This window comes from Caulobacter sp. (genome assembly GCF_035254145.1).
GTDB lineage: Bacteria > Pseudomonadota > Alphaproteobacteria > Caulobacterales > Caulobacteraceae > Caulobacter.
The window spans coordinates 1-11,193 of sequence record NZ_DATFAV010000181.1 but is presented as its reverse complement, the minus strand read 5'-3'; the positions used below and the strand labels follow the sequence as shown (position 1 = coordinate 11,193).

The 11,193-nt window shown below is 66.5% G+C and carries 10 protein-coding genes; 9 read left to right on the top strand and 1 reads right to left on the bottom strand.

The features are described from left to right. The 8 genes from VJ655_RS10880 to VJ655_RS10845 all read left to right on the top strand — a co-directional run. Positions 1 to 456: flagellin (locus VJ655_RS10880; protein ID WP_324111078.1), on the top strand; the 456-nt coding region annotated here is incomplete at its 5' end. A 100-nt stretch (positions 457 to 556) separates the two neighbouring features. Next, a complete protein-coding gene (locus tag VJ655_RS10875; protein WP_324111077.1) occupies positions 557 to 931 on the top strand; it encodes a hypothetical protein in 375 nt (124 codons plus the stop codon). Between the two features lie 180 nt (positions 932 to 1,111). Continuing rightward, positions 1,112 to 1,948 carry a flagellin gene (locus VJ655_RS10870; RefSeq protein WP_324111076.1) on the top strand — a complete coding sequence of 279 codons (837 nt, stop codon included), beginning with the start codon at positions 1,112 to 1,114 and terminating at the stop codon, positions 1,946 to 1,948. A 75-nt stretch (positions 1,949 to 2,023) separates the two neighbouring features. After that, the gene (gene pseH, locus VJ655_RS10865) at positions 2,024 to 2,578 is read left to right on the top strand and encodes a UDP-4-amino-4,6-dideoxy-N-acetyl-beta-L-altrosamine N-acetyltransferase (protein WP_324111075.1); all 555 of its coding nucleotides are present in this window, start codon (positions 2,024 to 2,026) and stop codon (positions 2,576 to 2,578) included. Positions 2,579 to 2,657: 79 nt separating this feature from the next. Beyond that, positions 2,658 to 5,534: a hypothetical protein gene (locus tag VJ655_RS10860; RefSeq protein WP_324111074.1), complete on the top strand. Its 2,877-nt coding sequence runs from the start codon at positions 2,658 to 2,660 to the stop codon at positions 5,532 to 5,534. Between the two features lie 76 nt (positions 5,535 to 5,610). Then, positions 5,611 to 6,303, top strand: a complete 693-nt coding sequence (locus tag VJ655_RS10855; RefSeq protein WP_324111073.1) for a hypothetical protein — start codon at positions 5,611 to 5,613, stop codon at positions 6,301 to 6,303. A 17-nt stretch (positions 6,304 to 6,320) separates the two neighbouring features. After that, positions 6,321 to 6,719 (top strand): hypothetical protein, encoded by a 399-nt coding sequence (locus tag VJ655_RS10850; protein ID WP_324111072.1) that lies wholly within the window; start codon positions 6,321 to 6,323, stop codon positions 6,717 to 6,719. Between the two features lie 175 nt (positions 6,720 to 6,894). Continuing rightward, positions 6,895 to 7,401: a single-stranded DNA-binding protein gene (locus tag VJ655_RS10845; protein ID WP_324111071.1), complete on the top strand. Its 507-nt coding sequence runs from the start codon at positions 6,895 to 6,897 to the stop codon at positions 7,399 to 7,401. A 125-nt stretch (positions 7,402 to 7,526) separates the two neighbouring features. On the opposite strand, the gene VJ655_RS10840 is transcribed toward VJ655_RS10845, so the two are convergent. Continuing rightward, positions 7,527 to 8,054, bottom strand: coding sequence for a GNAT family N-acetyltransferase (locus tag VJ655_RS10840; protein WP_324111070.1), 528 nt, complete (start codon positions 8,052 to 8,054; stop codon positions 7,527 to 7,529). A 331-nt stretch (positions 8,055 to 8,385) separates the two neighbouring features. Here VJ655_RS10840 and ppdK point away from each other — a divergent pair, with 331 nt between their 5' ends. Then, a complete protein-coding gene (gene ppdK / locus VJ655_RS10835; protein WP_324111069.1) occupies positions 8,386 to 11,073 on the top strand; it encodes a pyruvate, phosphate dikinase in 2,688 nt (895 codons plus the stop codon). The last annotated feature ends 120 nt before the right edge of the window (positions 11,074 to 11,193 follow it).

Here is an 11,193-nt window from a genome sequence, read left to right as displayed (position 1 = left end):
ATCACCAAGGCCGCGCAGAATGCCACGTTCAACGGCGTCAGCCTCGTCGCCGCCACCGTCAAGCCGCTGGTCTTCTTGGCCAACGCGGACGGCGGAACCTTTACGGTCAACGCTCAAACCCTGGGTCTGCTGGGCCTTGGCCTGTCAACGACGACCACGACCTTCACCACGGCGACCGAAGCCAAGGCGATGATCTCTGACATCGCCGATGCGTTGCTGACCGCGACGAACAAGCTGTCGGCTCTGGGCACGGCCTCGACGGGCCTCGACACTCACCTGACCTTCATCGGCAAGCTGCAAGACAGCCTGGACGCCGGTGTTGGCAACCTGGTGGACGCCGACCTGGCCAAGGAAAGCGCCAAGCTGCAGTCGCTGCAAACCAAGCAGCAACTGGGCATCCAGGCGCTGTCGATCGCGAACCAATCCACGTCGTCGATCCTGAGCCTGTTCCGTTAAGGAGCCGGAGGAGGCGGGCTCTTCGGGGCCCGCCTCCGCCTTTTCGTTGGACCGAGGACAAGGAGATTAAGAGAGGAGCGCCGCAAGTCGGCGAAGAGAAATGGACCCCAAGGCCGCTTTGTCGGCGATCAGAGATTTCATCGCCCCCGTGAACGCCCCGGACCAGTCCGAGGGCGCTAAAGTTGTTTCAGGTCTGGCCGCCTACGCGGCTTCGGCCGTCCAAGCCAAGTCCGCGGAAGATGCGCGGGTGTCACGCGTGTCCGACGACAAGTCCGACAAGCCCGTGGACAAGGGGCCTCAGCCCGGCGATCTGCGGCTGGTGATCGAGCAGGACGGCGACACTGGCGACTACGTCTACAAGACGGTCGACCGGCGCACCGGTGAGACCCTGCAGCAGTTTCCCCGCGAGGAGATCCTGAAGCTGCGCCTCGCCACGCGCTACGTCAGCGGGGACGTGTACGACGGCAAGGCCTGACGGGCGGCTGACGCCGCGCTGAAGGCGGCGTGCGACCTCCGGCCGCATGCGTAAACGGACATGGTTTATAGACGTTAACCATGTTCTTACTTTCTGAGCCCAATTTCGGCGGCGATTAGATCGCACGCCGAATCGCGTGCGGTCGCAACCAACGGCAAAATCGCCGATCGGAGGCCGCGCATGACGCTGAGCGTCAACACGAACCAGCCCGCGCTGATCGCGCTGCAGAACCTGAACCGCACCAACGACGACATGCAGTCGGTGCAGACCAGGATCAATACGGGCCTGTCCATCTCCACCGCCAAGGACAACGCCGCCGTCTGGTCGATCGCCCAGGAGCAGCGCGCCGACATGAGCGCGCTCGGGGCCGTCAAGATGAGCCTGGACCGGGCGACCTCGATCGCCGACGTGGCCCTGGCCGCCGGCGAGTCGGTCTCGGACCTGCTCAAGCTGATGCGCGAAAAGGTGGTCGCGGCGAAGGACACCTCGCTGACGACGACCTCGCGGCAGTCGCTGAACGCCGACTTCCAGGGAATCCTGAAGAACCTGTCGCAGGTCATCAAGAGCGCCGTGTTCGATGGCGCCAACCTGCTGGACGGCAGCCAGGCCGCCGACATGACGTTCCTGGCCGACGCGGACGCGGCTCAGGCGATCACGCTCAGCCTGCAGAACCTGTCGCTGGGCGGGACCATCAACACGCTCCAGCCGACCGACGACATTCTGACGCCGGCCAACGCCACGGCCGTGCTCGCGAACCTCGACACCACGATGAGCGCGGTCAACCAGGCCGTGGGCAATATCGGCACCCAGGCCAAGCAGATCGACGCCCACCACTCGTTCGTCTCCAAGCTCACCGATGTTCTGGAAACGGGCGTGGGCAATCTGGTCGACGCGGATCTGGCCAAGGAAAGCGCCCGCCTGCAGGCCCTGCAGGTGAAGCAGCAACTCGGCGCCCAGGCGCTGTCGATCGCCAACGGCGCCCCGCAAATCATCCTGTCGCTGTTCAAAGGCCAGTAGTCCCCAGTAACCCTAGGTGGCGCGGCGGCGCCGGGCTAAACTCTTCCTGTACGGAACGGGGATTCGGCGGCGGGTATGATCGAGTTGCGTGACTTGATGGACGAGGACGAGGCGATCCTCTTTCAGTGGCGCTCGGAGCCCGAGGTCGACCGCTGGATGTCCGACGCCGATCTTCCTAGCCATGAGGCGCACGCCGCCTGGTTCAAGGCCCTGCGGACCGATCCCGACATGCGCGGCTGGATGATCACGCGCTCCGGAGCGCCCATGGGGTTGCTGACCTTGACGGGTCTGACCAGTCATCACCGCCGCGCCAGCTGGAACTGGTTCCTGGGATCGGCCGAGGCGCGGGGCAGGGGCGTGGGACGAGCGGCCCAGGTCCTGGGGCTCGACCGCGCCTTCGGAGAGCTTGGCCTGCACAAGGTGTTCGCCGAGGTCATGGCCGACAATGACGCGGCCCTGAAAGCCCAGTCGGCCGCGGGGTTCCGTCGCGAAGGCTATCTGCGCGGCCACGTCCTCAAGGATGGCCAGCCGCGCGACGTGGTGTTGCTGGGAATCCTGGCGTCCGAGTGGGGCGAGCTGCGCGAGGGCGCGCGCCGGGCGTTGTCGGAGGCGAATCTTATCGCCGCTTAACGCCAAGTCTTAACAAGGCGTCAGCGGTGTTTGGGCGAATGTACGAGCGGGGGACTCCGAGTCCCCATTAGGACAGGCCGTGATCACGTTCGATACCAACACGCTGCTCAGCTACTATCAGGCCCGCGCGGGCCTGACGGGGACGGCTGCGTCTGGAACGGCGACGTCTTCTTCATCCTCGTCCGGCTCCAAGGCCGTGGTGCCCTCCGCGCCTTGGCTTAGCGGCGCGGCGCCCGCGGCCAGCGAGTTGGTCCGCTCGGCGCTGAACGGCCGCAAGTTCGTCGACGAGGGGGCCAGCACCACCAGCCTGAAAGGCGCGAGCCCCGACTACGCCAAGCTTTTCGCCACCTACCAGGCGCTGAACACCCTGTCGGCCGTGGCCGCGCGGGCTGGCGAGAAGAACGTCACCGACGGCGAGATCGCCCACCTGCAGACGGCCCTGACCAAGGGGCTCGGCGAGATCAGCACCTACGTCCAGGGTTTGTCGCTCGACCAACTACGCCTGAGCACTGGCAAGGTCATGACCAGCGACAAGGGCACGGTCGGTGTGCCGAAGGCGAACTACACCTACATCACCGACAAGATCTACAGCGGCCAGGTCGACGACCCGATCCCCCAGTTCCAGGGAAATGTCTCGTTCGACATCTCGGTCAAGAGTTTCGGCGCCACCAAGACGGTGACAATGAACCTGAACGACATGGGCTCGACGCCGCGGACGATGTCCAATGTCGTCACCTACATGAACGGCCAGATGAAGGCGGCGGGCTACAACACCTCCTTCTCGGTCCAGCGAACGGCGGGCGAAGAGCGCACCGTGCAGGTCAGCGGCAAGCCCGTGACCTTGCCGGCGACTGGCGACGACTTCGCGCTGCGGGTCAACGGCGACATGTCCGAACAGATCGCCTTCAGCGCGCCGACCACGGCGCCGGCGGTCTATGTCACCACCAAGGCCGGTAATCCAGACCCGGACAAGAACACCACGACCGACGATGGCGTCTTTGAGACCACTCTGACCAAGTACAGCGCGGACGGAACCGGCGGCGGCGCGGGCGCCGGCGCGCCTGGCGGCAGGGTGTTCACCGAGACGCTGCAAGGCACGATCTCAACCGTCCGCAAGTCGGTGACCGGCACGGACGGCTCGGTCTACATGCTGGCCGACGTCGCTACCCAGGTCGACGGAAAGCTCGACGTCAACGGCCAGACGATCAAGGGCGACAGCGACGTCGCCTTGCTGAAGTACGACAGCGCGGGCCATCTGCTCTACGCGCGGACGTTGGGGGCGACGGACAACGCCAGCGGCTTGTCCCTGGCCGTCGCCGACGACGGCAGCGTGGCCGTGGCTGGCTCGGTCAGCGGGCGGTTGCAGGGCGCGGTCAACGGGCCGATCAACAACAGCGATACGTCGACGACCACCGACAGCTTCGTCACCCGCTACGACGGCAACGGCGACGAGCAGTGGACGGTGCGCCGCGGTGGCCTGCAGGAAGACGAAGCAACCGCCCTGGCCTTTGGCTCGGACGGCGTGCTGTATGTCGGCGGCCGCAGCAAGTCGGATCTCCCGGGCGCCACGGGCTCGGACCCTAGCGGCGGCTGGGACGCCTATCTGTCGGCCTTCGCCACCGATTCCGGCGGCAAGCCCAAGGCGCTGTTCACTCAGAAGTTCGGCAGCGCCGCCAATGACTCCGTTTCGGACATCGTGGTCAATGGCTCCCAGGTGATCGTCGGCTCCAAGGAGAACGGCGAGGCGATGCTGCGCAGTTTCGACGTCGCGACCTCGGTGGTGACGGAGAACGTCACCCAACTGAACAAGTACGGCGCCTACGAGTCCGTGCCGGTCACCTACACCAAGACCGCGACCTTGACGGCTGGCGCGACCCGCGACCTGGGCTCGCTGAAGGGCGGCGACCTGGTCGGCCTGAAGATCGACAACGGCCAGCTCTATGTCGGCGGCTACACGGCCAACAACCTGATGTCGATCAACGGCGCGACGACCGCGCCTTCCGGCGGCATGGACGCCTTCGTGGGCCGCATGTCGCTGGATATCTCGGACAACACCGCCGACGCCCTGACCTACTATGGGGGCTCGGGCGACGATACGGTCACTGGCTTCGACGTGAAAAATGGAACGGCCTGGCTGGTCGGTTCGGCGGGCGCGAACCTGGACGGTCAGGCCACGATCGGCGCCAAGGACGGCTACGTCGCCCAGGTCAACGTCGGGACGGGCGCGGTCGACTGGAGCCAGCACCTCACCGGCAAGGACGGCTACGCCACCCCAACCTCGGTCGCGGTCTCGTCCACGGGGGCGTCGGCTCTCGACGCCTTCGGCCTGCCCGCCGGTGAGATGAAGTTCACCCAGTCGGATCGCATCGTCTCGGCCACGACCGCGCGCGCCGGCGACACGTTCCAGATCCGCACGCGTGAGCGGGGACCGCTGACCACGATCACCATCGAGGCCAACGACACCCTCGAAACCCTGGCGGACAAGATCAAGCGCGCCTCGAGCTTCCGCGCCAAGGTCGAGACGGCCAGCACCGGCAATAGCCGGGTTTTGAAGATCAGTCCGGCCACGAACACTTCGACCATCGAGATCGTGGCGGGCAAGGGCGGTACGGACGTGCTGGAAGCCCTGGGTCTTGCCGGTGGCGTGGTGCGCGCCACCAAGACCGACAACGGCAAGACCGTCTCGGCCGATGGCGGGGGACCAGTCTACGGCCTTCAGTTGCCCCCCGAGTTGGATCTGACCACCGAGGCCGGCCGCAAGAACGCCAACGTGGTCATCACGCGCGCCATTTCGCAGATCCGCACCGCCTATCGCGAGGTCTCCGACAAGGCGATGGGCATCGACAACAGCAGTACGAAGACCTCGGGGAAGACCGGCGGCACGGCGCCGAAATATCTGACGGACCAGCTCGCCAACTACCAGGCCGCGCTCAACCGGCTCACCGGCGGCGGTTAGGGTCTGACACCGGGTCCAGGCGGTTTCCCCGGCCGTTACGCTTGAAAGCGTCATCGACGCGTCGTAGCCAGGGGCCATGGATTTTCTCAAAGATCGACGGATCATCGTCTTCGGCGGCGGCGCGGCGCTCGCGTTGCTGGCGGGTCTGGGCATCGCCGTGGCTCTGCTGGCGGGCCACGACCAGAAGCCGACCGAGGCGCCGCCGGCCTCGCGCGCCGGCCTGATCGTCGAGACCGGACGCGACGACGACACCAAGCTGGACCCGGCGCGGCCTCTGCGCTGTTTCGTCGGCGGCGCCTTCGTCGGCGAGATCACCCTGGCCGAATGCGCCAAGAAGAACGGCGTGGCGACCGGCGCCCTGGACGTCGGGGTCGACGAGACCGGCGCCCTGGCCGCCGCGGATCAGGCCGGAACCGTGCTGACCCCGCTGCCGCCGCCCACGGTGGAGGCGCCGACGGCGGTCGTGAACGGGACGCCGTCCAGCGCCCCCGCGACATCCGCGTCCGCATCCGCCAACGCGCCCCTGGCCGCCTGCTGGCGCTACGCCAGCAACGAATGGCGACGCCTGCCGGGCGAGATCACCCTGAACGCCTGCGCCCAGCAGCTGTTCGGCGGGCGCTGCGAGAAGGCGGGCGGGGCCACCTATGGCCGTTGGGGCGAGGAGACCTTGCGCCTGTCGCCCGGTCGCGTGGAGATTTCGTCGGACAACCGCACCTTCCACACCGCGTTCGAGCAGGGCCCCAACTGCTCTATCCCGAACGCGGGATAGGTTTATAAGTGTAATCCATGAAGAAGACCGTCCTCGCCGCCGCCGTCGTTCTCGCCGCCTCGGGCCTTGGGCTCGCCGGCTGCCAGAAGGAGATCAAGCCCCCGTTCGAGACCGGGGTCTGCTTCCACGTGGCGACCAACAAGGACGGCACGCTTCGCTACAATCCCGTGGCCCGCAACGTGCCGAACATGGAGGAATGCGCCGCCACGCTCGAGGGCATGCGCATCCGCTTCATCCGCATGGGCAGCCCCAATCGCAGTCTGGTCGGGGCGTACCAGGGCTCCTTCATCTTCATCGAGAAGGAAGGCATCTACCTGGGGCAGACCTACGACGGCCCGCGGTTCATGTCGCTGGTCCGCACCGGTGACGGTCGCCTGGCCGTTCCAGGCGCCATCCGCCAGGTTCCCGCCCAATAGGGCCGAGTGAGCCAATCGGGCCGAGTGAGAAGGGCCGGCGGATGTTCCGTCCACAGCCGTCTTTCTCGTCCACAAGAACATATTGAGAACAAAACTTGCGCGCGCTTGGCGCCTTCGTTAACGTCTCGCTCCAGATTCCGGCGCATGGGTCGCCGGGCGAGAGCAAGGTCAAGCGATGGCGGGCAGCGTCAACAAGGTCATTCTGGTGGGCAATCTCGGCGCCGATCCCGAGATCCGCAGCCTGGGTTCGGGCGACCGCGTCGCCAATCTCCGCATCGCGACGTCGGAAACCTGGCGCGACCGCAACAGCGGCGAGCGCAAGGAAAAGACCGAATGGCACCGCGTGGTCATCTTCAACGACAACCTGGTGAAGGTCGCCGAGCAGTACCTGAAGAAGGGCTCGACGGTTTACATCGAGGGCGCGCTGCAGACCCGCAAGTGGACCGATAACACCGGCCAGGAAAAGTACTCCACCGAGATCGTGCTGCAGAAGTTCCGTGGCGAGCTGACCATGCTGGGCGGGCGCGGCGACAGCGCCGGCGCCTCCTCGGGCGGCGGCGACGAGTACGGCGGCGGCTATTCGGGCGGCGGATCCAGCTTCGGCGGCGGCGCGGCGCGCAGCCAGCCCAGCGGCCCGCGCGAGAACTTCTCGGCCGATCTGGACGACGAGATTCCCTTCTAGAGCTAGTGGAGGGCCGTATCGCGGCCGCTTAGAGCCAACGACGGCGCCTCCACGGGGGCGAGCGGCGGGCGATCCGGGGACGGTCGCCCGCCGCTTTCGTGTTGGCCTGTCATCCGGCCAAGGCTCTAATGCCCGAGCAACGTCTCGGGGCGTTCCCATCGATAGCGGACGACCTCCACGGCGCGGCCGCCGGGAACGGTCTCGGCGTAGCGCGCGATTTCCATGCCGCCTCGCGCCCTATAGAAGCCCAGCGCCTTGGCGTTCGGCGCGTAGACCTCCAGGTGCAGCGGCGCGCCGTCGTGCTCCTCGGCCAGCCAGCGGGCCACGCCGGCCAGGAGCCGGGTTCCCAGGCCGCCGCCCTTACGCTCCGGCGCGACATGCAGGTTGTCGAGCAGGGCGCCGACCTCGGGGTTCAGCCGGAAAGAGGCGTAGGCCAGGCCAACCGGCGCCCCGTCCTCGATCGCCGCCAGAATCAGATCCGAGGTCGGATCGAAATCGGCGAACCGGGCGCGCCACGTCGCGCGCGAGACGTCAAACAGCTCATGATCCAGATAGGCCTCGCCATAGAGTCCGCGATAGGCGACCTGACGGCTGCGCGTATGCAGGTCCGCGATCGCATCCGCGTCATTCTGGCGCGTTCCCAGTCGCGTCAAGGTTGCTGTCATATTCCTATTGGAAAGCGTTTCGCGCGGCGAAGGCAATCGATCTCCTTCGATGTTTCTTCACGGCGAACACGGATTCGACGAGATTTAGCCGAAACTTGGCCAGAGCCGTCGAGCGGACAGCGTTGTCATTGGAATTATTTACCGAATTCAATCGTTATCGCTCGGAACGCGAAGCGCCAGTGGACGCGTTCTTGGGCTAGGTGCTACTGAGGCCCCGGATATTGCACTGCGGGATTATAATACAGCAGCGCTGTTCCAAGGTGAGACGACCCCCGTCAGAGGGGCGCGGCCTTTTCACTTATCGCAGGGTGAATTTCATATGCCGGTTGAGACGCTGACCAAGGCTCGTTGGGTTTATGCATTTGGCGGAGGCGGCGCGGACGGCGACGCTTCGATGAAGAATCTCCTGGGAGGCAAGGGCGCCAATCTCGCGGAGATGTCGTCGCTGGGCTTGCCGGTGCCGCCTGGCTTTACGATCACCACCGAGGCCTGCGTCCACTATTACGCCAACGGCAAGCAGTATCCGACCGAGCTGACCGATCAGGTCAAGGCTGGCCTCGCCAAGGTCGAGGAACTGACCGGCAAGCGGTTCGGCGACGTCGGCAATCCGCTGCTGGTCTCGGTGCGCTCGGGCGCGCGGGCCTCGATGCCGGGTATGATGGACACGGTGCTGAACCTTGGCCTCAACGACGAGACCGTCGAGGGGCTGGCCAAGCTGTCGGGCGACCGCCGTTTCGCCTATGACAGCTATCGTCGCTTCATCCAGATGTACTCGAACGTCGTGCTGAACCTCGAGCACCATATGTTCGAAGAGATCCTGGACGACCACAAGGAGCGCCTGGACGTCACGGTCGACACCGGCCTGACCGCCGACGACTGGGCCGAGGTCATCAAGGACTACAAGGCCGCCGTGCGCGACCACCTGGGCAAGCCCTTCCCGCAGGACGCCCAGGAGCAGCTGTGGGGCGCGATCGGCGCGGTGTTCGCCAGCTGGATGAACGACCGGGCCAAGTTCTATCGCCGCATGCACGACATCCCCGAAAGCTGGGGCACGGCGGTGAACGTCCAGTCGATGGTGTTCGGCAACATGGGCGACACCTCGGCGACGGGCGTGGCCTTCACCCGCAACCCGTCGAACGGCGACAACCGCCTCTATGGCGAGTTCCTGATCAACGCCCAGGGCGAGGACGTGGTGGCCGGCATCCGCACGCCGCAATCCCTGACCAAGGCCGCCCGCGAGGAGATGGGCGACGTCGCCCCCTCGATGGAAGAGGCGATGCCGGAGGTGTTCGGCCAGTTCAAGTCCGTGGTCGAGACGCTGGAGCGTCACTACCGCGACATGCAGGACATCGAATTCACGGTGGAGCAGGGCAAGCTCTACATGCTGCAGACCCGCAACGGTAAGCGCACGGCCAAGGCCGCGCTGAAGGTGGCGGTCGACATGGCGGGCGAGGGCGTGATCTCCAAGGAGGAGGCCGTGGGCCGGGTCGAGCCCGCCTCTCTGGACCAACTGCTGCACCCGACCATCGATCCCACCGCCCATCGCGACGTGATCACCACGGGCCTGCCGGCCTCGCCCGGCGCGGCGACCGGCAAGGTCGTCTTCGACAGCGACGCCGCCGAAAAGGCCGCCGCCGCCGGCGAGAGCGTGATCCTGGTGCGCGAAGAGACCTCGCCCGAGGACATCCACGGCATGCACGCCGCCCGCGGCATCATCACGGCGCGGGGCGGCATGACCAGCCACGCCGCCGTCGTGGCGCGCGGCATGGGCCGGCCTTGCGTCTCGGGCGCCGGCGACGTGGCGATCTTCGAGAAGGAAGGCCTGTTCCGCGCCAAGGGCCGGGAGTTCAAGGCCGGCGAGATCATCACCATCGACGGTTCGACCGGCGAGATCCTGGCCGGCGCGCCCAAGATGATCGAGCCGGAGCTGACCGGCGACTTCGCCACCCTGATGGGCTGGGCCGACCAGGTCCGTCGCCTGAAGGTTCGCGCCAACGCCGAAACGCCGCTGGACGCCAAGACCGCTCGCCAGTTCGGCGCGGAAGGCATCGGCCTGTGCCGCACCGAGCACATGTTCTTCGACGACACCCGGATCGCCGCCGTGCGCGAGATGATCCTGGCCGACGACGAAAAGGGCCGCCGCGCGGCGCTGGCCAAGATCGCTCCGTTCCAGAAGGCCGACTTCGTCGAGCTCTTCACGATCATGGAAGGCCTGCCGGTCACCATCCGCCTGCTGGACCCGCCGCTGCACGAGTTCCTGCCGCACACCGAGGAAGACGTGGAAGCCGTGGCTCAGGCCACCGGTCTCGACGCCGCCAAGCTGATGCGCCGGGCCAAGGAACTGCACGAGACCAACCCCATGCTGGGCCACCGCGGCTGCCGCCTGGGCGTCTCGTACCCCGAGATCTACGAGATGCAGGTCCGCGCCATCCTCGAGGCCGCCTGCGAGATCGCCAAGTCGGGCAAGGCCGCTCCCGTCCCCGAGATCATGCACCCGCTGGTCGCCAAGGGCGAGGAGATGAAGTACCTGCGCGACCTGACCGACCGCGTCGCCAAGGCGGTGCTGGAAGAGCAGGGCGTGGACCTGAAATACACCGTCGGCACCATGGTCGAGCTGCCCCGCGCCGCCCTGCGGGCCGGGGATCTCGCCGCCAACGCCGAATTCTTCAGCTTCGGCACCAACGACCTGACCCAGACGACGTTCGGCATCAGCCGCGACGACGCCGGCAAGTTCCTGGGCGCCTATATCGACAAGGGCATCTTCGAAAAGGACCCCTTCGTCAGCCTGGACCAGGACGGCGTCGGCGACCTGATCCGCATCGCCGCCGAGCGCGGCCGCGCGGCCCGTCCGGACGTCAAGCTGGGCATCTGCGGCGAGCATGGCGGCGACCCCGCCTCGATCAGCTTCTGCGAGAAGGTCGGCCTCGACTACGTGTCGTGCTCCCCCTACCGCGTGCCGATCGCGCGCCTGGCCGCCGCGCAAGCCGCGCTGGCCAACAAGGGCTAAGCGCGGACCGACATTCAAATCCGAGACATTCCCCCTATCCGCTCATCCCCGCTTTCGCGGCGATGAGCGGTTGTTTGGACGGGCAATGCGCTGAATGTCGATCCGTCCTAAGCACCGGCC

Excerpts from the sequence above, each read along its gene's own strand:
- VJ655_RS10875 (WP_324111077.1), top strand. The coding sequence starts at position 557 with ATGGACCCCAAGGCCGCTTTGTCGGCGATCAGAGATTTCATCGCCCCC.
- VJ655_RS10850 (WP_324111072.1), top strand. The coding sequence starts at position 6,321 with ATGAAGAAGACCGTCCTCGCCGCCGCCGTCGTTCTCGCCGCCTCGGGC.
- pseH (WP_324111075.1), top strand. The coding sequence starts at position 2,024 with ATGATCGAGTTGCGTGACTTGATGGACGAGGACGAGGCGATCCTCTTT.
- VJ655_RS10845 (WP_324111071.1), top strand. The coding sequence starts at position 6,895 with ATGGCGGGCAGCGTCAACAAGGTCATTCTGGTGGGCAATCTCGGCGCC.
- VJ655_RS10855 (WP_324111073.1), top strand. The coding sequence starts at position 5,611 with ATGGATTTTCTCAAAGATCGACGGATCATCGTCTTCGGCGGCGGCGCG.
- VJ655_RS10870 (WP_324111076.1), top strand. The coding sequence starts at position 1,112 with ATGACGCTGAGCGTCAACACGAACCAGCCCGCGCTGATCGCGCTGCAG.
- ppdK (WP_324111069.1), top strand. The coding sequence starts at position 8,386 with ATGCCGGTTGAGACGCTGACCAAGGCTCGTTGGGTTTATGCATTTGGC.